We start from the raw sequence: 23,451 nt of genomic DNA on the forward strand, positions 1-23,451 counted from the left end.
TTTCTCTCCTTTATTTTGCTTGATCTCTTTTTTCTAATGCCATACTCCACGCTGTTAAAATAACAGCACCTACTACCATAATGCCGCCTACCCAAGCTGTATGAATTAATCCTAACGAGTTCGTTACAATACCGCCTAAATAAGCCCCAAGAGCGATTCCTGCGTTAAATGCTGCAATATTCATTGCTGATGCGATATCAACGGCACTCGGCACGAAACGCTCAGCCAATATAACGACATACACTTGTAGCCCTGGAACATTCATAAACGCGAATAGCCCCATAAAAATAATTGTGATAAGCCCCGCTACTTGAAATGGCGCCGTAAATGTTAGTACGAATAATACAATTGCTTGAATAAAGAACATATAAAATAATGCACGAATTGGATTATGATTCGATAACTTCCCGCCAATCATATTTCCAATCGCAATTGCAACTCCGTACACTAACAAAATGATTGTAACGGTACTCGATTTAAATCCTGTTACTTCTTGTAATAGCGGTGATAAATACGTAAACGTTACAAACGTTCCACCATACCCTAATGCAGTAATGATGAAAACAAGTAATAATCTCCCATTCGTGATGAGTTTGAATTGATCGCGAAATGATACAGACGTACCTCTTTTTAAGTTAGACGGAATTAGCATGCTGTTTGCGACTAAGGCAACGATTCCAATGACCACAATCACCATAAATGACGCTCTCCAGCCAAATTGTTGACCAATAAATGTTCCAATTGGGACACCTGTAATAGTCGCAACGGTTAAACCAGTAAACATAAAAGCAATTGCGCTAGCACGTTTATTTTCTGGGACGAGTGCAGCTGCAATTGTCGAACCAATCGACATAAAAACACCATGTGCAAATGCAGAAACGACCCTCGCGATAAGTAAAACAGTAAAACTCGTTGCTACCGCCGCAATTCCATTACCAATAATGAAAACAATCATAATCCACATTAATAACGTCTTTCGCGACATACTAGCTGTTAACGACGTTAAAACTGGAGCGCCAAATGCTACCCCTAACGCGTATAAAGAAACGGTTAAGCCCGCTGTTGTAACAGAAACATGTAAATCCTCCGAAATAGATGGTAATAAACCGACGCTAATAAACTCGGTTGTACCAATTCCAAACGCACTAATTGCTAGCGCTAATAAAGCAAACATACTTCTTCGATTCGTCTGAACAGCCGAAGATGATACTGTATATGAATTCAATTGAACTCCTCCTTAATACGAGAAATCCAATCATAATAGTGTGATAAAAAGGCCTTTTTATCTTCTACAAAAATAACTTTACTGCTCATAAAGGCTATTATGAATGGCTTCACTCTTTTTTTGAAGAACGCACTTTAAAGTACGATAGGTACCAAAAAGTAACATAGGCACTTTTTAGTACCGTACTACTCATTTCCCTCTTACGTATGCTATTATGAAACATATTCAACATAATAAAAAGTACGTACTTTAAAGTGCTATAGGCACTAAAAAGTAACATTTAAGTTTCACTTTATTTAGCTTCTTTTGTTGAAGAACTGAAATCTACATTCATCAAAGGAGATTTTCATATGAAAAAATATAATATTCCTGTGGAGGCAACTTTAGAGGTTATCGGCGGAAAATGGAAAGTCGTTATTCTTTGCCACTTAACGAAAGGTACAAGGAGAACGAGTGAACTAAAACGTTTAATGCCTGGTATTACACAAAAGATGTTAACACAGCAACTACGTGAATTAGAAGAAGATGGAGTTATTCAAAGAAAGGTGTACAATCAAGTACCACCAAAAGTAGAATATTCCCTTACTGATTACGGGTGGTCTTTAGAATCGATTCTTGATTCTCTTTGTACTTGGGGCGAATGTCATCTTGAAAAAAGCGGTAACACATCGATGCTAATCGCAGAGAGTGAACAATAAGAAAAAAGGAAAAAACGAACGTAAATTTGTTTGTTTTTCCCTTTTTTTATTATTATATAGGTATACTTCTTATCGAAGTAAAATAATTTATGCGCTTTCATACCTTGTCATTACTAGGTTATGGGCTCAATATCAAATAATTAGGAATCATTTTTATGTTAACATACGTGTATATAGTATATAATATAGGATATATATTATATACACTTTCCGATAAGGGAACTTTCCATTATGCGGACAAGCCATGTATCGGACAGTTCATAAATAATAGGTAAGACGTTATGGTTTTAAATTTATGTTTTCAGCCTACTTGCTGTCATAAATTTAAAGGCATTTTATTGTGTTTTGTGAAACTTTGTATAAAGTTTCATAACCGTTTACTATCTTGCCTATCAAAAATAAGAGTATTGCTATCGTAAAGGAGAATTGGAGATGCCAGAAACTATGACTCAAACAAAGCCAGAACAAGAAACTGTACAAATTTCTGCTAGCCAAGGACAACTTGATGTACTTGATCAGTTGTTAAAACCTGAGGTACAAGAATCATTAACAACACTAGTAGAACAGCTTCCAAAATTAACTGAGCTTGTTAACATTTTAACTAAGTCTTATGACTTCGCTCAAACTGTTGCTACTGATGAAGTATTAAAAAACGACACTGTTAGTGCAATCCAAGAACTTGTAGAACCTGTAAAAGATACAGTGAAAAGCATGGCTGCAACTGCTATCGAAGCGAAAGATCGTGCTGACGAAAGCAACGAAGTTATCGGCCTGTTCGGTCTATTAAAATTACTAAAAGACCCACAAGCACAAAAAATGTTCCGCTTTGTGAACGCATACCTTCAAGTTAGTGCAGAACGTAATAATAAATAATTTAACTTATAACAACAATTAGTAAAGACGGGGGATAACATACTATGTCAAAACAAATTGTCATCTTAGGCGCTGGTTATGGCGGTCTTCTTGCCGCTTTAAACGTACGTAAATACTACAGCAAATCAGAAGCACAAGTTACAGTGATCAACCAATATCCAACACACCAAATCATCACTGAACTACACCGCCTTGCAGCTGGTAACGTTGCTGAGCAAGCAATTGCAATGCCACTTACAAAGCTTTTCAAAGGTAAAGACATCGATCTTAAAATTGCAACAGTTGAGTCATTCTCAGTTGATAGCAAAGAAATCAAACTAGCTGGTGGCACTACGCTATCTTACGATGCACTTGTAGTTGCTTTAGGAAGTAAAACTGCTTACTTCGGTATTCCAGGACTAGAAGAAAACAGCATGGTATTAAAATCTGCTGCTGATGCAAACAAAATCTACAAACACGTTGAAGACCGTATTCGTGAATACGCGAAAACGAAAAACGAAGCTGATGCTACAATCGTAATCGGTGGTGGCGGATTAACTGGCGTTGAGCTAGTTGGTGAGCTTGCTGACATTATGCCTAAACTTGCAAAAAGCCACGGCGTAAATCCAAAAGAAGTTAAACTTCTTCTTGTTGAAGCAGGTCCGAAAATCCTTCCAGTATTACCAGACCACTTAATCGAACGTGCAACTGCTAGCTTAGAAGCACGCGGTGTTACATTCTTAACAGGTCTTCCTGTAACAAACGTTGCTGGTAATGAAATCGACTTAAAAGACGGTCAAAAAATCGTTGCTAACACATTCGTTTGGACAGGCGGCGTACAAGGTAACCCATTAATTGGTGAATCAGGTCTTGAAGTAAACCGCGGTCGTGCAACAGTTGATGCGCACCTACAATCTACTTCTCACAAAGACGTATTCGTTGCTGGAGATAGCGCTGTTGTCTTCGCTGCAGACGGTCGTCCATACCCACCAACTGCACAAATCGCTTGGCAAATGGGTGAGTTAATTGGATACAACTTATACGCAGCACTAGAAGGCAAAGCATTCGAAGAGTTCGCACCTATCAACTCTGGAACACTTGCTAGTCTAGGACGTAAAGATGCTGTTGCTACAATCGGAGCAACCAATACTCCACTTAAAGGTTTACCAGCATCATTAATGAAAGAAGCAAGTAACGTTCGTTACTTATCACACATTAAAGGTCTATTCAGCTTAGCTTACTAATCTGAATATAAGCCCGAATCATGCCCTGCATGGTTCGGGCTATTTTTATCCGTAATTTTCTCTAACTTATTTATTCGGCAAAAGAATAATATAACCCTCTTTAATTATCAAAATATACTGACTTTTTTATGTCGAAATTGTGTATATGAAAAGAGCGGAAGTAGATATCTTCCCTACTTCCACTCTTTCACAAGAACTATTCTCCTAATTCCACTAAGCTGTAGTTCTTCTTCCCTTTGCGAATAATAATAAATCTTCCATCAAATGAATTTTCTACAGTAACATCAGTGCCTACATCCGTTACTTTTTCACCATTCATAGATATAGCCCCATTATTAATATCTTCACGCGCTTGACGTCTAGAAGGTTCAATTCCTAAATCAACTAACCACTCTACAATGTTTTTCGTCTCTTTTGAAGACTCAAATGTCGGCATCTCTTTAAATCCTTGTTCAATTTCATCAGCTGTTAACGATTTAATATCTCCGCTAAATAACGCAGCTGTAATTTTCACAGCCTGCAAAAATGCCTCTTCTCCATGAACGAATTTCGTCATTTCTTCTGCTAATACTTTTTGCGCTTCACGTTTATGAGGCTCTGTTTCTACCTTCGCTGCTAATTCATCAATTCTCTCTTTCGTTAAGAACGTAAAGTATTTCAAGTATTTAATTACATCACGGTCATCTGTATTCACCCAGAACTGGTAAAATTCAAACGCTGTTGTCTTTTCCGGATCAAGCCAAATAGCACCACCTGCTGATTTACCAAACTTCGTACCATCTGATTTTAATAATAATGGAATCGTTAATCCGAATACTTTCGCCTCATGACCTTCTAATTTACGAATTAAATCTAAACCGCTCGTAATATTTCCCCATTGATCACTACCACCGATTTGTAATTGAACATCTTCTTCTTTGTATAAATGATGGAAGTCCATTGCTTGCAAAATTTGGTACGTGAACTCTGTAAATGAAATTCCTGTATCTAAACGACTTGCGACAATATCTTTTGCTAACATGCTATTTATGCTAAAGTTTTTTCCGTAATCACGTAAAAACTCGATAATTTTTATTTTATGTGTCCAGTCATAGTTATTTACCATCTTCACTTCGCTATTCCCGCCGAAATCAAATAGCTTTTTCATTTGCGCTGTTAACGCATCTACATTATGCTGGACTACTTCTAACGTTTGCAATTGGCGCTCTGATTGACGACCACTCGGATCACCAATTGTTCCTGTTGCCCCGCCGATTAAAATAACAGGATGATGGCCAGCTAATTGGAATCTCTTCATCATCATAAAAGGAATCAAATGTCCGATATGCATACTATCGCCAGTCGGATCCACTCCGCAGTATAGTGAAATCTTTTTCTCTTCTACTAACTTACGTAAACCTTCTTCATCTGTCTGTTGATTCACAGCACCGCGCCATTCTAATTCATCAATAATATTCATCTTTTGTCATCCCCTTTATTTTTTAAAAACAAAAAGTCCCTATGTCTACGATAGACATAGGGACGATTATTCACCGTGTTACCACCCAGTTTGCATAAATAGCATAGCTATTCATACCACTCTTAGCAATAATATCGATTGCTATTCCGCTTAGCATTACCTAAGATACTCCAGAGTGTAATTCACAAGTTTGTTTGTGCTAGGTTCCAGCAACCCCTAGCTCTCTTTGATAACAGTGACAAACTGCTACTGGGCTCTTTCAACGTATATTTTATTTGTTAAATTATTAGCCATTATATTGAATCGAAAACAAATTGTCAACAATATCCAAATGTTATTCCAAAATAATTCATACTTTTATACGTTTTTTTCTTCAAAGGTTACTGTAGATCTTCTCCAATAATCCTTACTTCTCGCTCTAATTTCACACCGAATTTTTCTTCAACTGTCTTTTGTACGAAATGAATTAAATCAATGTAATCTTGCGCAGTTCCGTTATCAACATTCACCATAAATCCAGCGTGTTTTAAAGAAACTTCCACTCCGCCAATTCGCTTACCTTGCAGTCCTGATTCTTGAATAAGCTTACCCGCAAAATTATTTGGTGGACGCTTAAATACACTACCACATGAAGGATACTCTAACGGTTGTTTTGATTCACGCTTAAAAGTTAAATCATCCATTTTTTCTTTGATTTCTTCACGCACACCTTCTTCAAGTTCAAACTTCGCTTCAAGAATAATGTAATGATTGTTCGCAAATACACTCTTACGATATCCAAATTCAAATGCATCTTTCGTTAAAGTGCATAGCTCTCCATCACCTGTCATTACAACTGCTTCTGTTAATACATAAGCTACTTCACCGCCATATGCACCAGCATTCATATATAACGCTCCACCAACTGAACCTGGAATACCACAAGCAAACTCAAGTCCTGTTAAATTGTGATCCAATGCAATTCGTGACACATCAATAATCGCTGCACCACACCCCGCAACAATCGTTGTCCCCGTTACAGTAACACCTGTAATATGAATTAAACTTACTGTAATCCCGCGAAGACCACCGTCTTTAATAATGACATTCGAACCGTTTCCTAAAAACGTAACTGGAATATTGTGTTGATTCGCATACTTGATAACTTCTTGAATTTCAACATAATTTGTAGGCGCAACGAACACATCTGCTTTTCCGCCAACTTTAATATGCGTATGATTCTTTAACATTTCATCTTGCTTCACATGACCTTCAGGCAATACTGTACTTAAATATTTATAAACCTCGTGCATATTCATTTTACGATTCCTCTATTTCTATAATCTTTTTATCCCGCTATCCACGGGCCCATAATATCCCCACATAACAATGCGCTACAAATAAAAAGCCCAAGTGGTGGATAAAGTGTACATAAAGCACACCTATAAACCTCTTAAATTATAAGAGGTTCCACTCATATTAAAATATATATCGCATAATAAAGCAACCCAAATAGGCTACTAAACTTGACATGTAACTATATAGACAACAAATTGTAAAATATATAACTTTTACAAAACACTATCCCTCATTATCTTACTATACCATACGAAAGAAAAATGGTATTATTTTGTAATCTTTACTTTACTCACATCCATAAAAAAAGAGCACATCCCACAGAATGTGCCCTTTCTATACTCATTAAATTATTTTTCGTTCTCTTCTTTTTCCTTATCAAACCATAATAGCTCATCGTCATCAACTTCACCATTATAATTGATTAGAATCTCTTCGCCCGCTTTTATATCTTTGTAAGCAAAGAAGTTAAACGTATGATTCTCAAAGACAATATCATACGTTGCATTCGGATTATATGCATGATTAAATAACATGCCGTATCCTAAAAGGAATGCCGTATGATTTACCCCATACTCAAATGCGTAGTCAGCAAGTAACGTTTTCTCAATGTGTTCATGCTGTTCATTCGGATAAGAGATAACTGGTGCTGAGTGTATCAACTCACCCTTTTTAATATCACGAGTCGCAAATACACCTCTATTAAATTCTCCATCACTAAGTTCAGAAGTCTTAACTTCAATCATATGTGTCACCTATATATTTCTTTCTTCGAAGTATTTTTCTCCTTAAGCTTGGCAGAAAACGCGGAGAAAAGCAATTAAATTCCTACCAAGTATAAAAAGGGCACATTATTGTGCTCTTTTTAGGTGATATTCTATGAAGCCCCGCGCATCAATTATTTCAATTTAAATACCGCACTAACTGGGTTATGATCACTATTTTCAAACTTTAAGTCTGTCCCTTGTACATTTACAATTTCAACATTCGGTGAAACCATAAATCCATCAATAATAGTGACAAAGTTTTCATCTTCCACATATTTCTTCACATCATCCCTTACCGTCATAACAGATGGATCTACAGCCCATTGAAATCCTCCATCCGCAAAGTCCTTTGGTAACTCTACTAGCCATTCAGGACGCTCCTTTACAAACTTAGGATCGCTTAATTGGACATTAGAAAGTAACTGGTTCCAATCTCCGCCTAATATGACGTAATCACCATTTTGATACCACTTGTTCATATATTCTTTTAAATACTCTGCTTGTTGTTTTCTAATTTTCCCGCCCTTATCATAAGCAGATAAATGTACATTTACGAGCCTAACATACTTCCCATTATTAACAGGGATTTTATGTTCAACAATCGCTCGATCTAAATCGAATAAACGCTTCGGCCAAGGCTCCATTCCGGGTAGTTGGAACCGCGTTGCTGTTTGAACTGTATATTTAGAAAATGTACTTAATCCGCCCTCAGCATATCCCAGCGGTTTTGTGACTGGGACAGGAACCCACTTAGTATCGTAGTTCTTCCCAAATGAAGAAGCATAATCAGGTAATCCTTTTTTCAAAAGCTCATGTTCATTTACATCAAATGATCGGTGGGATTTTATATCAACTTCTTGCAATAACGTAAAATCGCTATTCTCATTTTGTAAAAATGAAAGCATATTTTTCAAGTTCACTTCAGTCTGTTCTTTACTACTCGAACCAGAACCCTTTCCTCCGTCCATAAAGAAGTCTTGATCCTTATCTAATCCAGCATACCCAATATTAAATGTTGTAACTTTAAATTCATTTCCTTGCTGCAGTACACGCTCTTTGTTATTTTCAACCTTTACGTCTAAAACATTCGCTGGCTGCTCTTTTGTAAGTGTCATATAAGCTAAAAATCCACCTAGAATACCAGCTACTATTAAAATAAATATTAATACTATTTTTAAAAATTTCTTCAAAACACATGACCCCTTTTTTTGTAAAATAACATTTTATTTTTCTGTATTTTCAGTTAAATAAAGATGGATTAAAGACACAAGAAATATTTTACCATAAAGAAAACTTCATATCATTATATTTAGCTAACAAATAATCGTTGTACCCCTCACTGCAATTGTCTTGAAATTCAATCATAACATTTCAGAAGACAAGACTGTAAAGCAATTACAATCCACAACAGAGAAATTCCAACTTCAAAGAATATACCGATCCTACTTTTCGTTAACATATTTATTGGTAATCCAAAATAATATTTAGTACACTATAAATAGAACTTATAGGCGATGGAGTTCGCCGTAAATGCGAATTAGCTAATGACTCCTACCAGTATGACTACTGGTAGGAGTCTATTTTTTTTGAGTAAACTATTAGAGAGGTGAAGAAGTTGAAATATATTATTGTTGGCATAGCTGGTATATTCGGAGCTCTTTCCCGTTATTATTTAGGTTTTACTATCGATACGCTTTGGCATCATGTATTACCACTCGCTACATTAACGATTAACTTAATTGGTTGTTTCTTACTTGCTTTGCTAACCACCTATATCGCTCGGTTAAACATCTTATCCTCCGAAGTTATTACCGGAATTGGAACCGGGTTTATCGGTTCATTTACGACGTTTTCAACATTCAGTGTAGAAACTGTACAGTTAATCAATCATTCACATTTTAGTATCGCATTTTTATATGTATCATGCAGTATGCTAGGTGGTCTAATTATGTCTGGGCTTGGCTATAAACTTGGAGATTTTTTACTACAAAAACACCTTGAGGAAGGTGAAATATCATGATTAACGCTTTATTAGTAGCAACAGGAGGATTCTTCGGTGCCATTACACGATTTGCAATTAGTAATTGGTTTAAAGAAAGAAACAAAACTTCATTTCCGATTGCTACATTCCTCATTAATATAACGGGAGCATTTTTACTCGGATATATAATTGGCAAAGGAATAACTACAAGTTGGCAATTATTATTAGGCACAGGGTTTATGGGCGCCTTCACTACATTTTCAACGTTTAAATTAGAATCCGTTCAGCTTTTCAACCGCAAAAAATTTGGCATACTATTTTTATATTTAAGCGCGACTTATATGATTGGTATCATCTTCGCATTCCTCGGGATGAAGTTAGGTGGCATATAAAAAAGCGACTCTTTTACCGGTCGCTTTCTTTCATAAAAAGTATGCCCCGCCATATGGAATTGAAAACAAACCAGCTGGATACACATCATAATGTATACTTTGCACAGGAAGCTGTGAATACGACATATACTGGCTCTGCATCATCTGCGCTACTTGTGCTTGTTGTTGCATTTGAATGGCCTGATGCACTGCCTGAATTGTCATCTGTGCCCCGGCCACTGTAATAGCTGGCCCTACTTGTCTTCCAAGGTGAAAATAATGGTTCATCATTATTCAGCTCACTTTTTATTTTTCTTCCATATCATATGTCTCTATTTCATAGTAAGTGTTTTATCGCGCTTGCTTTTTTCGAAACATCGAGAAAACAGCCACGAGTAAAATCACAATAATTCCAGTAAAAACAAATAAATAAGCTAATGGAATTACGAAAAATGGTTCGACTAAAGTTCCATCTGGCTTCACTTCGGAACCAATTATATTAAACATAAGTATACATAACACGCCTAAAAATATCGGACTAGAAGCTAATAAATATTTTTTCTTCATCATAATTCCTCCTTTTTATACTCTAAAATGTCACCTGGCTGACACTCTAAAGCTTCACATATCTTCTCTAAAGTTGAGAATTTAATTGCTTTTGCTTTTCCATTTTTTAATATCGAGACATTCGCCATTGTAATTCCTAATTTCTCGGATAACTCTGTCACACTCATTTTTCTTTTCGCTAACATTACATCGAGATTTACTACAATCGTCATAACAGAGCACCTCAAATCGTTAAGTCGTTATCATCTTTTATTTCACTTGCTTTTCTAATTAAATGAGAAAGTAAGGAAGTAAAAATAGATATAACGACTGAGAAGAATAAAATAAGTAATAGAATAACTAAAATGCTCGTATGATAACTTCCAGCTGTGAAAATATATAGTAATGCTCCGATATATAAAACACCTTCAGTCATAGATAAAATACTAATCCTCTTTAATTGATTCGCATTTTTTACAGTAAAGGCTTTGTGTGAGGCAATATCTGAACATATTTTCCATCCTAAAAATAAAGCGCTAAAAAATGGAATTCCTGTGATCCAAATGAACAGTACGAATGGCTTATATAGTCCCTTCAAATTTTCTGAAACTAACAATACCGCTCTTCCCGTTTCTGGCCCAATATATATGCAGAACAATAAACCAAAACATCCGCAAAGAATGATAATTAACTTTAACCATAATGACAATTCTTTTTGTTTCACAAAAATCCCCTCCTGAACTAACAGCATTTATCTATTGCTGTTTTTTCAACTTTGAAGTGATAAATCCAACTAGCAACACACCAATACCACTAAAGAACAATAGGTAGCTTACTGGTACTAGGAAAAAGAAAGGTTCTACAAGAAGCCCATTATCCGCCACTTTACTAGTTGTACCGTGCATTAATAAACAGGTAACTCCTAACGATATTAGTACGATAGCTAATAAAAATTTATTTTTCATAATATATTCTCCTTTAATTTCATAATTAATTTTTCCGCATTCCTTTTGCTATCCTCATAATAAGCCCCACCGCATTATAGGTCAACAACTATTTATCGTTTTACAATAAATAGTTGTTGTTTTAAATAACAAAAAAGACTATAGACAATCATTGTCTATAGTCTTTTTACTCTAAAATATTCTTTTTGGAACATACACATTCTTATCGCATTATGGTAGTTGCCATCAACGAAGAACTCATCTTGCAACTCACCTTCTACTATAAATCCGACCTTTTTATAAACGTGTACAGCTTTTTCATTCTCTTTATCGACAACTAAATATATTTTATGCATATTTAATACGGAAAAAGCGTAATCCATTGCTAAACGCGTTGCATCAGCTGCATAACCGTAACCTTGGTAACTCGGATCAATAATAATTTGGAATTCAGTTCTACGGTGAATATAATCGATTTCTACTAATTCGACCAATCCAACCATCTCATTATCTTTCTCAACGATAAATCGGCGCTCACTTTGATCATGTATATGTTTATCATATAAATCCTGCAGCTCCACAAATGCCTCATACGGTTCTTCAAACCAATACGACATAATATGTGCATTATTATTAAGTTCGTGTACAAACTTTAAATCTTCTCGTTCTAAAGGACGTAATTTCAATTCCTTACTCATTTCTATAACCTCCAAGTAAAATAACCTCTTCACTTAATTTCTCATTTTTTTTAGATTTCAAACGCCCTACTTACATTGTAAACTTTCAAGTAACTTGAAGGTCAAGATGTAAAAATAGTGCAAACAAAAGTCTGCACTACTACTCTTTCTTCAAATCCCTCATATTGGATATGTATAAAGCAATGACTAAAACAAGAATAGACCCTGCATATAACAACGTCTCCATCGGTTCATCGTGAGACACGATAATTAATCGAATTAAAGCCGTAATCCCGATATAAATAAAATACCGTAATGGAAAATGATAGTTCGATTTAAAATACTTAATAATTAATGCGATAAACTCGAAGTATAAGAAGTAGACAATGATGCTTTCAACTAATTTATACGGTGTGTATTTCTTCGCTGAAAATATGTATTGAATAAAAGTAATCGTCTCGTTAATTAAAAAGATAGATAAGACAATTGATAATATGATTAACGCTATATTCAATATCCACTGTAAAACGCTAGCTATATAATGATCGATATTAAATGATTTCATTTTCACTTTAGACTCCCTTTCGTGTAAGTACTTGTTCATTATAACAAACTTACAATTATAGGAGTGTTAAATCAAATATGATCGTCCTCTTTCACTAGCACTTCACCATTAGGATATCTTTGCTTAATATAGTCGCTTCCCCAATCGCAAAGTACTTTTAAAACTTCTTTTAATGATTGTCCCTGTTTCGTAAGAGAATACCCAACTTTCGGTGGTACTTGATTGTATACTTTTCTAGACACAAGCCCATCTTTTTCAAGCTCTTTCAATTGCTCAGTAAGCATTTTTTGCGTAATACCAGTGACCAATCGTTTTAACTCGCCCGTTAATGCGGGATAAAAATCAAACGACTTTATTATCTCTATACAAATAGGGATTAGCAAATAATGTTACTATAACCTCAAAAAAAGAAATCTTATTTTAACTTTCCTATCGATAGGTTAACACGATAATTCCCGTACTTTAATAGTCGCCCCAGAAAGTTATCCAATTCTTCATTAGAAGCAAAATGTGTTTTTAATAAATAACATCCCTCACCACTTATACGATGCACTTCAGAAATTCCTTCTTCTCCTTGAAAGAAATTCATAAACTCTTGATGATTAACTGTTGTTACAAACAAAGTAACAAATGCAGTCACTATTTGTCCTAATTTGATTCGGTTTATTGCAATTGTATATTGTTCAATAATCCCTAAATCCTCTAATCTCCGAATTCGATTTCCTACAGCCTGCCCCGTCATATGTATTTTCTGACCAAGTTCTTTCCATTGTATTCTTGAGTTTTCTCCTAATAATTTCAGTATCTCAAAATCTGTTTGATCAATGATATAAACCAATCCTTTCACCGTGAAAGTAGAAAGCCCGAAAGTGTTTCGCCAACTTATTCTGCTTATCGATACAATTCACTATACTTAGTTTATCCTCTTACATCACATTATTTATCAGTTATATTCACTTATAACATAGAGGACGTAACAAAAAAATACATCTAGATTTAAAGGAGGTTACAAATATGTTATTACAAGATATTCTATCGTTCAATGAACAATTTGTAGAAAATAAGGAATACGCTTCTCTTGAAGCGACAAAAATGCCTAAAAAAAGTATGGTTGTTGTTTCTTGCATGGATGCTCGCTTAATTGAGCTACTTCCAAAAGCTTTAGATATACACGATGGTGATGCAAAAGTTATCAGAAATGCAGGTGGTAAGATTGCTTCTCCTTTCGATAGTGTTATGCAAAGTGTTGTAGCATCAGTATATGATTTAAATGCAGATGAAATCTTCCTTATCGGACACCATAGATGTGGTGCGAGTCAAACTAATCCAAAAGGAACACTTCAAAAAATATTAGATCGTGGAGTAGCTTCACCAGAAATTTTATCAGCGATTGAATATGCTGGTGTTGACCTTGAAAAATGGTTATTTGGATTCGATGATGTCTGCGATTCAACTCAAGCTAATGTTGATTTAGTAAAAAATCATCCACTTATTCCAAAAGATGTTCCTGTACATGGTTTAGTTATTGATCCTCACACAGGTAAATTAGATTTAGTAGTTGATGGATATAAAGCATTAAATGGTATGAAAAATTAATTATTATTACTTAAATGGAAGGAAGTTATTAGATATGAATAGACAAGAAGCTACGCAAAAAATTATGGAAGCAAAAATTGCAAAAGGTTTAACATGGGAAGAAATTTCAAAGGTAAGTGAAAACTCTGAGACTTGGGTTGTAACAGCGTTATTAGGACAAGCTACAATGACACGTTCAGAAGCAGAAAAAATCGGTAAACTATTAGAATTAGATGAAGAAGTAGTTCAAGCATTAACAGTAGTTCCACTTAGAGGTCAAGTAATGCAAATGCCTCCTACTGACCCAATCTTATATCGATTATATGAAATGATGTTACAATACGCACCAACTCTTAGAGAATTAATCCTAGAAAAAGCTGGCGAAGGTGTAATGAGTGCAATTAACTTCAATCTAGGTGTGGACACACAAGAAGATCCAAAAGGTGGCGACCCTCGTATCGTGATTACACTTAACGGGAAATTCTTACCGTTCCGTACATGGTAATTAATTAAAAATCTATCTATATAATTAAAGTAATTTTATAGATTTACAAAATCCATCCTTTTTAATCTAGCTGTGTAGAAAGGATGGATTTTTACTATGAGATTCTTTTTATACAAGGGAGAATAATATGAATAAAAAATACGTCGATACGAGCTTTAGTATTCTACAGTGGTTTGTGTTTTTATTAGCAAATGCAATTGCATTGCCTATCATTATTGGTGGCATATTCCATTTGTCAATAGAAGATATCTCAACATTAATGCAACGAACTTTTTTAGTTGTAGGAGTAAGTTCATTTATACAAGCATGGTTTGGGCATCGCTATCCCATAGCGGATGGGCCAGCCGGTTCATGGGTAAGTATATTTGTCATATTGGGACAAGTCGCTATGCATCAGGGACAAAGTGCAAAGGATGTATTACAACTTTTAGAAGGCGGATTAATTATTGCAGGTATATTACTCTTCGTCCTTGGTATAACAGGGCTTGTTCATCGAATTCTACGTTTATTTACACCCTTGGTTACAGGAACTTTTCTTTTAATATTATCTCTTCAGCTTAGTGGTGTGTTACTAAAAGGAATGATGGGATTACAAGGAGCTGTAACTCATCCTGATTATACAACGGCTGCTATTGCGCTCTTTGTTTTTGCCCTTATTACTTTCTTATCAATTAAAGGGAAAGGGTGGATGAAAAGTTATGCTGTGTTACTTGGCATTTCATGTGGTTGGCTTTTGTATGCTGTATTAGGAAAATCATCTCATATGCCTTCACACACACCGTTAGTTAAGTTACCAGAGCTATTTTCTTGGGGCACACCTAGATTCGATATCGGAATGGCTCTAACTGCAACTTTATTTACATTTCTTTTAGTTGCAAATACGATTGCTGCTATTTCGGCTGTAAAACAAGTGGCTCCATTATCTAAAGAAAATGAAAAGCAAACACTGAACCGCAGCGTGTGGGCCGGAGGTATATCACATATTATCTCGTCGTTGTTCTCGACAATTGGAATTGTACCATTACCTGCATCAGCAGGATTTATTCAACTAACAGGACAAAGAAAAGTGAAGTCGTTCCTTATAGCAAGTCTCATATTAGCAGGAATTTCTTTTATTCCCTCAATTGTAAGCTTTATATCCTTACTTCCAGGCCCTATTGCTAATGCTGCACTTTTAGCAACATTTGTCCAAGTAATAGGCATTTCATTTCAATCCATTTTACGTGAAGAATTAAATCAACGCCGATTAACTATATTAGGAATTTCATTATTAATCAGTTTGGGAATAATGTTTCTTCCAGAAAGTGCGTTTAGCGGAATTCCTTCTTCCTTACAATATGTTTTAAGTAATGGATTACTTGTGGGTACCATGCTTGTCATTCTATTGGAACAGTTTTGGAAAGAGTAAAATTTGTGACTAAGTAAAAAAGCGCCCTGCTTACAGGGCGCCTTTTTATACCTAATGACTAATACTAGCAGTTGGGTATAATGTTGTTCCTCCAATTGAAACTTTTATTTCATTTGTTAATGGAACATTTTGTTCATTAATAATTGTTCTCCACCATTCCCATGCAAGACCAGTACATTCTCTTGCTACGATTTTTATATTTTTTGAATTTGGTGGAAGAGGGATAACTGTAGAGTAATGAGCCGTTTTGTCTTTGCCGCTACCATCCCATGTTTTATGTGTTAGTACTTCTTTACCATTTTGATCAAATGTGAATTCATCCCAAGATACATCAAATTGCGCAACGTAAGCACCGTAATGATCCAGTGTCATTTTAGCACTTGAATATTCTGTAGTTGTCGTCTCGATATAATCTGTATTGTTATGAACAGCAGCAGTTGCATTATCTTTTAAAAAAGTACTTGTATATGAAATTGGGTATGCTGGATTTTTAAGACTTAATTCAGCATTATCTTTAATGATATTTCGGATTTCATTGAAATCTTTAGTAACAACCTTGTTATGCTCTTTCGCATCTCCGCCTAATACTACAGCAGTAAAGGTACTTTCTTCAAAAATATCTTTGTACTGTCCATTCGTTTCGACGCTGTTATTCTTAAGTAAGGCTTTAAAAGCAGCTTGTACATCTTTGCTCTTAGATGTTGTTTCTAATTTTACATAAACAGTTCTACCATAAGCTACATTTGAGACCATAACAGGTGGAGCCGAATTACTTACACCTTTACGAGTTAACTCACCAAAAGTAACACTATTATCAAAAAGATCGGATGGATTGTTAGGTAGTTCAGCACTTACGGTATAAAATATTTGCTTATATGCCGCTACCATCACTTTTTTCTCTCCATTTGCAACCGCATTAAAATCAATGTTTAGACTGTTATCAAGATATTTGGCGTTAACGTTAAGGGCACTTGCGATTTGTGATTTACTATAAACCATAGATTCTGTATACTGCATTCTTGCGGGTAACGTATGTGTTTTAGAATACTTTTCATTCCAAGTAGATACTAAATCATCTACTGCTCCAGCCACATTACCATATGTCGGATTCTGGACAGTAATTGTATTTTCTTTTCTCATGCCAGGTAAGTCTATACTAATATTTAAAGGCTTTCTCTTAGCCACTAATAAACTAGGTTGATTGTCTGCAAAAGCTTTATTTGCAAGTTGTACCGCTCCTGGATACGTACGATTCGCCACAGAATCAATAATCGAAATATCGACTGGTGAAGTTGTAAGTGATTTTTTCTCGCGTTCCACTACTACAAATTTACCATTTGAATTGATACTTTCTTTCGGAACAAAACTCTCTACTTTATCACCATTTACAGCTAAAACCCCTTGATTATTATATTTAAGATTTGCTATACCAGTATCAATGCCACTAGCATTTTTGGTTACATCAGTTGTATTACCTGCTTGTGTTTCTGCGAAGGAAATAGATGAATAATTAATAGTGCATAGACTAACTAATAAACACGCAAGGAACTTTCTTCTTTTAGTGTTTTTCTTAATATTCAGAAAAATCACCCCGTTCTTTTTTTAGTAAGATATGATAATGATTGATAAATGCTAGCTAACTAATAAACCTACATAAATGCTTTCAAAAGTTCTTGAATTAACGGGATTACGCCACCTACAAATTTCAAAACTGCCATTGCGATTTCCATATTATTTCCTCCTTTTTTATTGCTACGAAAATGTGATTTATCTTTATGCCCTCATTATAGTGACCCCTTACACTTTTATCAATACACTCTTATATGCAATATTACATACAAAAAAACAAGCTGAATTCTTATAAAAAGTTATACAGAGATAAATTTTTCGTTTGGTAAATACTTGAAAATGCGAAGCGTTCCTTTGCATTTCATGAGTAATTTACAAGTTTATTGTTGGAAGCATCGCAGGACCGGAAGTAATGAAATACATGTAGGACTGTTACGAGCAGCCAGAAATATTAAGAGTTATCATGGGCAACCGCATTAAAAAAAGCTGCTGCCTATAAAATACAGACAGCAACTTCAACTAGAGTAGCAGGCATGATTTACACAAGCTACAGTATTTTTTGACATACTCATTTTTCACATTTTGTAACTAATAAACAGCGATTGGCCCATAAGGACCATTGATAATTTCTATTTTTGTTTCAAAAATATCTGTCAAAATTTCCGGGTCCATAACCTCTTCTACTGTTCCAAAAGCAGCAATTTGTCCATCTTTCATAGCACAAATTTTATCAGAATATTTGGCTGCAAAATTTATGTCATGCATAACAGTCAAAATTGTTCTTCCAAATTCATTAGCCGCACGTCTCAAATGCTCCATCATTTGAACAGAACGAGCAACATCAAGGTTGTTCAGAGGCTCGTCCAAAAGTACATATTCAGTCTCTTGGCACAATACCATCGCTACATATGCCCTTTGTCTTTGACCACCAGAAAGCTCATCTAAATATCTATTCTCTAAATTAGTTAAATCTAGGAAATCGATATATTTAGAAATAATAACCTCATCTTCTTTAGTTAACCTTCCCTTTGAATAAGGAAAGCGCCCAAATCCAACTAGTTGTCTAACAGTAAGCCTAGTTACAAAATGATTTTCTTGTCGCAATATAGTCAAAACTTTTGCTAAGTCTTTTGATTTGGATTCAGAAACATCCATATTTGCTACCTGAATTTGGCCTTCATCCATATCTAAAAGTCTGCCAATCATCAAAAGTGTCGTTGACTTTCCAGCTCCATTTGGTCCAATTAAAGAAGTAAAGCCCGCTTTTGGTATTTCAATATCCAAAGGTCCTATTTTTACCTTATCAGTATAGAACTTTTTAACATTATCAATTTTTATCATAAAGCCCTCTTCCTTAAAACTATAGTTAAGAATATTATTCCACCAAATAATTCGATAATAACTGAAACTACACCTTGAGCATGGAATACATGATACATTAAAAAGTATGCACTCGTCATTATTAAAAATCCTATTGCAAAAGCCATTGGAAAAATATATCTATGATCATACGTTGACGCCGCCTGATAACTCAAAGTTGCTACTAAAAAGCCGTAGAAAGTAAGTGGTCCAATCAGAGCTGTTGAAATGGACATCAAAATAGCTACTAATACAAGCGTATAAATTACACTAGGTTGATATTTAACTCCAAAAGAAGTAGCAACATCCTTTCCTAGTGACAAAACATTCAAATTCTTAGAATGTGCAAAAATTAATACTGCTACAATTATGATCATAGGAATTACAATAGGAAAATATGCAGGATCTGCATGATTAACAGAACCAAATAATCTCGCTTGTAAAATATCAAATTCTGAAGGCGCAAGTAGTTTCCTCATGAAAGTTGACACAGAATTTAGCCCGGTACCAATAATAATTCCAACTAAAAGCATAAGTTGTAAATTCCCGTATTTACCGGAAAGTAACCATCCATAAAGTATCAAACTCATGAAGACCATAACAACGACTTGAAATAAAAATGATCCAATTCCATTAAAATTTATCAATGCACTAGCACCAAAGAAGAATATTGTACTCGTTTGAATTGCTGAATAAAGTGATTCGAAACCTAAAAGCGAAGGAGTAATAATCTTATTATTCGTAATAGATTGGAAAGCAACTGTCGACAAGCTATGGCAAACTGCAGCAATAATCATTGCAACAATAGCTACTATCCTTCTCTTAACAACTGGGATAAAAGAAGGTGAATCTATCGGAACTGGATTGTTATAAACTAAAAGTCCATATGAAGAAAGAAGACCTAAAGCAATCAATGTTATCAGTACAATCCAATAACGTCTTGCTTCCTTCTTAGAACGAAAAGCACTAGCTGATCTATTTTCATTATGAAGGCTAGAATCGATTTCGACATTTTCTTTATTTCTATAGTCTAATGTGATCATCGCAGCCTCCTTGGTTTTCTTTGCCTCAATAAAATAGTAATAAATACGACTGCTCCCACTGTTGCAAGTATTAAAGAAACAGGTACTTCAAAAGGCTTTATAATTGTTCGAGAAATGATGTCACAGGCAGTTATTGTCCCCATTCCGATCACACATACCCAAGGTAAATTACTCCTAAGATCATCACCTCTAAACATTGAAACAATATTTGGAACAATTAATCCCAAGAAAGGTAAGTTTCCAATAACAGCTGCAACAATTCCAACTGCAACAGAGATAAGGCCAGTCCCAAAAAGAACAATTCTATTGTAATTAACTCCAAGGCTTGTTGCGACATCTTCTCCTAGTCCAGCTAAAGTCAATCTATTAGCATACATAAAAATAAGCAAAGTAATGATAACAATCAGCCATAAATATTCATACCTGCCCACCTGAACGGTAGCAAATGAACCTACAAACCAAGTTTCAATACTTTGCGTCATTTGAAAAAGGAGTCCCAAAAAAGTAGACACTGCAGAAATGACTGCTCCAAGCATCAATCCAATAATCGGGACAATTAAAGACGACCGAAGCTTAACTCTTCTTAAAAATAGAAAGAAAATCATAGTTCCTATAAAAGAAAAAATGATTGCACCAGTCATTCTTTGAACTAACGTCGGGGCAGGAAATAATAAATATACAAAAAGCAGGCCTAAGCCTGACCATTCAATAGTCCCCGTTGTAGTAGGTTCAACAAAACGATTCTGTGTAATTAATTGCATTACGAGCCCTGCCATCGCCATTGCAGCACCAGTAAGCATTAATGCAACTGTTCTCGGAACACGAGTTATGAAAAACATCTCCATTCCGTCCTCTTGTCCGCGTATATCATAAACTCCAGTAAACAGTGATATAATCCCTAAAATTATAACAACTATAATCGCTATTATAAAAGGTTTTGTCCATAATTTATTGTGATTATAAAACTGGGGTTGAGAAGTATTCTCAACCCTAGAAATTATATTTTTTGACACTTTTTCGTACTCCTTTACACTACTTAGCTAAAGTTTTTGCAATATTACCAAATAACTCTATGTAAGTCTGAATTGATTCATTTGTGTAAGTATCTTCTGGTGCATAAACAACCTGTTTTTTAGAAACAGCAGTTGTGTTTTGAAGAGCAGGTGATTTAGAAATAACATCTTTAGCAGGAGCTGAAGTAGCTGCATCAGATGTTGCAGCATCACGATCTAATACGAAAAGCCAATCAGGATTTGTTTGTGCAATAGCTTCAACAGAAACGTCATCACCTTTATGACCTGCAGTAGAATTTGAAACTTCTAGTGCTGGAACCCAACCGAAAATTTCATACATTGGTCCCCAAACACGACCAGAGTGAGGAGCAGCAAAACCAATATTCCCACCAGTAACAATAACACTCATAACTTTATCTTTTCCATTATAAGCAGATTTTGCAGTTTCAATAGATTTATCAAAATCAGCTACTAATTGTTTAGCTTCTTTATCTTTATCAAAGATTTTTCCTAAAGTAATTGTAGAACTTTTAAGTCCATCTACTAAATTTTTCCCAGGCGTAGTAGATTTCTCAGAAACATCAACATTAAGATCAATAACAGCTGCATTTGGCACTAATTTTTTGATTTCTTCGTAATGGCCAGCAAATCTTTGACCAACGATTACAAGTTCAGGGTTTGCAGCTGCTATAATTTCAAGATTTGGTTCGCGGTGATTTCCAATATTTTGAACTTTATTATCCTTTACATATGCTGAATCTGCAGGCATTACATCCTTTGGAGCTGCCGCTAATTTAATTCCCCAATCAGCTAAAGTTTCAAAAGTTCTATTATCTAAAGCAACTACATTCTTTGGATTTACAGGGACTTTAACAGTTCCATGAGCATCAGTGATTTCAACCGTCTTTGGCTTATCACTACTATTACCTTTATTAGCCTTTGAAGTTTCCTTACTTGAATCTGAGCAAGCTACTAACATTAAAGTGAAAACTGCTAGAATACTCACTAATTTTAAAAGCATAGATTTTTTCATAAATATACTCCTTATAATGTGATTTATTTCGAAAATGATGACGTCCATAGATTGAATTAGATAGTAACTTTTATTCACCTAAACCGCTATTGATAATCATTTTCATTTGAACATCCTGTTAATTAGTATAGTCATTAATTATGTGAAAATCTTGTGAATGATGTGAGTTAATAAAATTAAACATAAATTAGATACGGTCTCAACTAATGCGCACCAGAGTCATCCCCCACACGTACTAACCAATAGATTGGCACCTTATAAACCATGATTTCTACTGCAAAAAAAATGCCCATTAATAGCTAATTTTTTCATAATCCATTGCCTGATAGCAATCTTCTTTTTATAGTTTCCGTCTTTTAATATTTCACAGAAACTATTTGATTATCAGATTTCATAGAAAAAAACGAGTAAAACTGAATGAAATAGTTTACTCGTTTTTCTATTATGCTGGATATTGTTTATTATGACAAACTGTACTTTACCTATTATCTTATTTTTATCATTCAATCATTGAATAGCCCCTGCCATGTATCGTTTGAATATACCTGTCTTTCTTCTCGCACTTTAACTTTTTTCTTACATACCCAATATATAAGTCTACTACATTTGGATTTACTACTACGTTAAATCCCCAAACCTGATTCAAAAGCATTTCACGGCTCAATATTGTATTTTTATTCTTGATTAAAAATACAAGTAAATCATACTCGCGCTTAGTAAGCGAGAGATTTTTACCACCTTTTTTCACAATATTGCTAGATGCATCAACAAAGAGATCTTTAAACTGAAAAAAGTTTGTCTCATTTTGCTGGATACAGTCACTTCTCCTTAAAATAGCTTGAACCCTTGCTACTAATTCTTCTTTCACAAATGGTTTTCTTATATAATCATCTGCTCCTGCTTGTAACCCTGCTATGCAATCCTTACTAGAAATATTGCCGGTCACAATAATGATCGGTGTCGTTTTAACAAGTCGTATTTGTCTGCAAATTTCTGGTCCGGGTATACTTAATGAATCCCAATCCAATATGATAATATCCCAATCTTGTTCATATATTATATTTAAACCTTGGTTTTCATTGTGAAGTTTTAAAATGAAATAGCCTTCTTGCGTTAGACCGCTTACGATTTTCTTTGCAAAAGACCGTTCATTCTTAATTACCAACACCTGCTTCACCGATGGTTCACCTCTACTTCAATATAACTTAGTTAGATAAAAAATTATCCCAAAAAAATAATTTAAGATTTATAAATTTTAAATTCCTAAAAAATCCGTTATAAC

General features: G+C 34.8%; 28 protein-coding genes, 1 riboswitch and 1 other annotated feature. Of the genes, 8 read left to right on the plus strand and 20 right to left on the minus strand.

Going from position 1 to position 23,451, the window contains the following annotated elements; translation table 11 throughout:
* Positions 1 to 10: 10 nt before the first annotated feature.
* Entirely contained in the window at positions 11 to 1,174 is a 1,164-nt protein-coding gene (locus AB3X48_RS04355) for an MFS transporter (protein ID WP_165762455.1), read from the minus strand.
* 401 nt (positions 1,175 to 1,575) lie between these two features.
* Between AB3X48_RS04355 and AB3X48_RS04360 the strand changes: the two genes are divergently transcribed.
* The 3 genes from AB3X48_RS04360 to AB3X48_RS04370 all read left to right on the plus strand — a co-directional run bounded on the left by AB3X48_RS04360 (position 1,576) and on the right by AB3X48_RS04370 (position 4,019).
* Entirely contained in the window at positions 1,576 to 1,923 is a 348-nt protein-coding gene (locus AB3X48_RS04360) for a winged helix-turn-helix transcriptional regulator (RefSeq protein ID WP_002159942.1), read from the plus strand.
* A gap of 432 nt (positions 1,924 to 2,355) precedes the next feature.
* On the plus strand, positions 2,356 to 2,796 hold the full coding sequence (locus tag AB3X48_RS04365; protein ID WP_002159941.1) for a DUF1641 domain-containing protein: 441 nt from the start codon (positions 2,356 to 2,358) through the stop codon (positions 2,794 to 2,796).
* A gap of 44 nt (positions 2,797 to 2,840) precedes the next feature.
* The gene (locus AB3X48_RS04370; RefSeq protein WP_016106580.1) at positions 2,841 to 4,019 is read left to right on the plus strand and encodes an NAD(P)/FAD-dependent oxidoreductase; all 1,179 of its coding nucleotides are present in this window, start codon (positions 2,841 to 2,843) and stop codon (positions 4,017 to 4,019) included.
* Positions 4,020 to 4,215: 196 nt separating this feature from the next.
* Here AB3X48_RS04370 and tyrS read toward each other — a convergent pair whose 3' ends face one another.
* From tyrS to AB3X48_RS04390, 4 genes are all read right to left on the minus strand, one after another.
* Entirely contained in the window at positions 4,216 to 5,478 is a 1,263-nt protein-coding gene (gene tyrS, locus AB3X48_RS04375; RefSeq protein ID WP_199714932.1) for a tyrosine--tRNA ligase, read from the minus strand.
* A gap of 55 nt (positions 5,479 to 5,533) precedes the next feature.
* Positions 5,534 to 5,750: a binding site (T-box leader), on the minus strand.
* 108 nt (positions 5,751 to 5,858) lie between these two features.
* Positions 5,859 to 6,776, minus strand: coding sequence for a UDP-N-acetylmuramate dehydrogenase (gene murB / locus AB3X48_RS04380; RefSeq protein WP_016106581.1), 918 nt, complete (start codon positions 6,774 to 6,776; stop codon positions 5,859 to 5,861).
* 387 nt (positions 6,777 to 7,163) lie between these two features.
* On the minus strand, positions 7,164 to 7,559 hold the full coding sequence (locus tag AB3X48_RS04385; RefSeq protein WP_000573650.1) for an SET domain-containing protein: 396 nt from the start codon (positions 7,557 to 7,559) through the stop codon (positions 7,164 to 7,166).
* 152 nt (positions 7,560 to 7,711) lie between these two features.
* The gene (locus tag AB3X48_RS04390) at positions 7,712 to 8,770 is read right to left on the minus strand and encodes an endonuclease/exonuclease/phosphatase family protein (protein WP_016106582.1); all 1,059 of its coding nucleotides are present in this window, start codon (positions 8,768 to 8,770) and stop codon (positions 7,712 to 7,714) included.
* Positions 8,771 to 9,081: 311 nt separating this feature from the next.
* A riboswitch (Fluoride riboswitch) is annotated at positions 9,082 to 9,141 on the plus strand.
* A gap of 54 nt (positions 9,142 to 9,195) precedes the next feature.
* Here AB3X48_RS04390 and crcB (AB3X48_RS04395) point away from each other — a divergent pair.
* Together crcB (AB3X48_RS04395) and crcB (AB3X48_RS04400) are read left to right on the plus strand one after the other, a co-directional pair.
* Complete coding sequence (crcB, locus tag AB3X48_RS04395) at positions 9,196 to 9,600, plus strand: fluoride efflux transporter CrcB (RefSeq protein ID WP_016106583.1); 405 nt, start codon at positions 9,196 to 9,198, stop codon at positions 9,598 to 9,600.
* The gene (crcB, locus tag AB3X48_RS04400) at positions 9,597 to 9,953 is read left to right on the plus strand and encodes a fluoride efflux transporter CrcB (RefSeq protein ID WP_016106584.1); all 357 of its coding nucleotides are present in this window, start codon (positions 9,597 to 9,599) and stop codon (positions 9,951 to 9,953) included. The genes crcB (AB3X48_RS04395) and crcB (AB3X48_RS04400) overlap by 4 nt, the downstream gene beginning before the upstream one ends.
* Before the next feature lie 30 nt (positions 9,954 to 9,983).
* Here the strand turns inward: crcB (AB3X48_RS04400) and AB3X48_RS04405 are convergent, their stop codons facing one another.
* From AB3X48_RS04405 to AB3X48_RS04445, 9 genes are all read right to left on the minus strand, one after another.
* Positions 9,984 to 10,223 (minus strand): DUF3947 family protein, encoded by a 240-nt coding sequence (locus AB3X48_RS04405; protein WP_367958890.1) that lies wholly within the window; start codon positions 10,221 to 10,223, stop codon positions 9,984 to 9,986.
* A 60-nt stretch (positions 10,224 to 10,283) separates the two neighbouring features.
* Complete coding sequence (locus AB3X48_RS04410) at positions 10,284 to 10,499, minus strand: DUF3955 domain-containing protein (RefSeq protein WP_016106586.1); 216 nt, start codon at positions 10,497 to 10,499, stop codon at positions 10,284 to 10,286.
* A complete protein-coding gene (locus AB3X48_RS04415; protein WP_002112778.1) occupies positions 10,499 to 10,711 on the minus strand; it encodes a helix-turn-helix domain-containing protein in 213 nt (70 codons plus the stop codon). Before AB3X48_RS04415 ends, AB3X48_RS04410 begins: the two co-directional genes overlap by 1 nt.
* An 11-nt stretch (positions 10,712 to 10,722) precedes the next feature.
* Positions 10,723 to 11,202, minus strand: a complete 480-nt coding sequence (locus tag AB3X48_RS04420; protein WP_016106587.1) for a DUF2975 domain-containing protein — start codon at positions 11,200 to 11,202, stop codon at positions 10,723 to 10,725.
* 31 nt (positions 11,203 to 11,233) lie between these two features.
* Positions 11,234 to 11,443 carry a DUF3955 domain-containing protein gene (locus tag AB3X48_RS04425; protein ID WP_002129860.1) on the minus strand — a complete coding sequence of 70 codons (210 nt, stop codon included), beginning with the start codon at positions 11,441 to 11,443 and terminating at the stop codon, positions 11,234 to 11,236.
* Between the two features lie 155 nt (positions 11,444 to 11,598).
* Positions 11,599 to 12,120 carry a spermidine N1-acetyltransferase gene (gene speG / locus AB3X48_RS04430; protein ID WP_002159930.1) on the minus strand — a complete coding sequence of 174 codons (522 nt, stop codon included), beginning with the start codon at positions 12,118 to 12,120 and terminating at the stop codon, positions 11,599 to 11,601.
* A 139-nt stretch (positions 12,121 to 12,259) separates the two neighbouring features.
* Entirely contained in the window at positions 12,260 to 12,664 is a 405-nt protein-coding gene (gene psiE / locus AB3X48_RS04435) for a phosphate-starvation-inducible protein PsiE (RefSeq protein WP_002159929.1), read from the minus strand.
* A 71-nt stretch (positions 12,665 to 12,735) separates the two neighbouring features.
* Complete coding sequence (locus AB3X48_RS04440) at positions 12,736 to 13,047, minus strand: winged helix-turn-helix transcriptional regulator (RefSeq protein WP_033714903.1); 312 nt, start codon at positions 13,045 to 13,047, stop codon at positions 12,736 to 12,738.
* 32 nt (positions 13,048 to 13,079) lie between these two features.
* Positions 13,080 to 13,511, minus strand: a complete 432-nt coding sequence (locus AB3X48_RS04445) for an Lrp/AsnC family transcriptional regulator (RefSeq protein WP_002159927.1) — start codon at positions 13,509 to 13,511, stop codon at positions 13,080 to 13,082.
* 167 nt (positions 13,512 to 13,678) lie between these two features.
* Here AB3X48_RS04445 and AB3X48_RS04450 point away from each other — a divergent pair, with 167 nt between their 5' ends.
* The 3 genes from AB3X48_RS04450 (at position 13,679) to AB3X48_RS04460 (ending at position 16,152) form a co-directional block, all read left to right on the plus strand.
* The gene (locus AB3X48_RS04450; RefSeq protein ID WP_002159926.1) at positions 13,679 to 14,260 is read left to right on the plus strand and encodes a beta-class carbonic anhydrase; all 582 of its coding nucleotides are present in this window, start codon (positions 13,679 to 13,681) and stop codon (positions 14,258 to 14,260) included.
* Positions 14,261 to 14,294: 34 nt separating this feature from the next.
* On the plus strand, positions 14,295 to 14,744 hold the full coding sequence (gene cynS, locus AB3X48_RS04455) for a cyanase (RefSeq protein ID WP_002159925.1): 450 nt from the start codon (positions 14,295 to 14,297) through the stop codon (positions 14,742 to 14,744).
* Positions 14,745 to 14,871: 127 nt separating this feature from the next.
* Positions 14,872 to 16,152, plus strand: a complete 1,281-nt coding sequence (locus tag AB3X48_RS04460) for a purine/pyrimidine permease (protein WP_016106589.1) — start codon at positions 14,872 to 14,874, stop codon at positions 16,150 to 16,152.
* A 51-nt stretch (positions 16,153 to 16,203) separates the two neighbouring features.
* Here the strand turns inward: AB3X48_RS04460 and alo are convergent, their stop codons facing one another.
* The 6 genes from alo to AB3X48_RS04490 form a co-directional block, all read right to left on the minus strand.
* Positions 16,204 to 17,742, minus strand: a complete 1,539-nt coding sequence (alo, locus tag AB3X48_RS04465; RefSeq protein WP_016106590.1) for an anthrolysin O/cereolysin O family cholesterol-dependent cytolysin Alo — start codon at positions 17,740 to 17,742, stop codon at positions 16,204 to 16,206.
* 567 nt (positions 17,743 to 18,309) lie between these two features.
* Complete coding sequence (gene fatE, locus AB3X48_RS04470; RefSeq protein ID WP_002192292.1) at positions 18,310 to 19,062, minus strand: petrobactin ABC transporter ATP-binding protein FatE; 753 nt, start codon at positions 19,060 to 19,062, stop codon at positions 18,310 to 18,312.
* Positions 19,059 to 20,123, minus strand: coding sequence for a petrobactin ABC transporter permease FatC (gene fatC / locus AB3X48_RS04475; protein ID WP_016106591.1), 1,065 nt, complete (start codon positions 20,121 to 20,123; stop codon positions 19,059 to 19,061). The genes fatE and fatC overlap by 4 nt, the downstream gene beginning before the upstream one ends.
* Positions 20,120 to 21,136 carry a petrobactin ABC transporter permease FatD gene (gene fatD / locus AB3X48_RS04480; protein WP_016106592.1) on the minus strand — a complete coding sequence of 339 codons (1,017 nt, stop codon included), beginning with the start codon at positions 21,134 to 21,136 and terminating at the stop codon, positions 20,120 to 20,122. Before fatD ends, fatC begins: the two co-directional genes overlap by 4 nt.
* A 19-nt stretch (positions 21,137 to 21,155) precedes the next feature.
* Positions 21,156 to 22,169: a siderophore ABC transporter substrate-binding protein gene (locus AB3X48_RS04485; RefSeq protein WP_016106593.1), complete on the minus strand. Its 1,014-nt coding sequence runs from the start codon at positions 22,167 to 22,169 to the stop codon at positions 21,156 to 21,158.
* Between the two features lie 499 nt (positions 22,170 to 22,668).
* Positions 22,669 to 23,346: a response regulator transcription factor gene (locus AB3X48_RS04490; protein ID WP_016106594.1), complete on the minus strand. Its 678-nt coding sequence runs from the start codon at positions 23,344 to 23,346 to the stop codon at positions 22,669 to 22,671.
* Between the last annotated feature and the right edge of the window lie 105 nt (positions 23,347 to 23,451).

The sequence above is a fragment of the Bacillus sp. S4 genome (assembly GCF_040838205.1).
Lineage (GTDB): Bacteria > Bacillota > Bacilli > Bacillales > Bacillaceae_G > Bacillus_A > Bacillus_A cereus_U.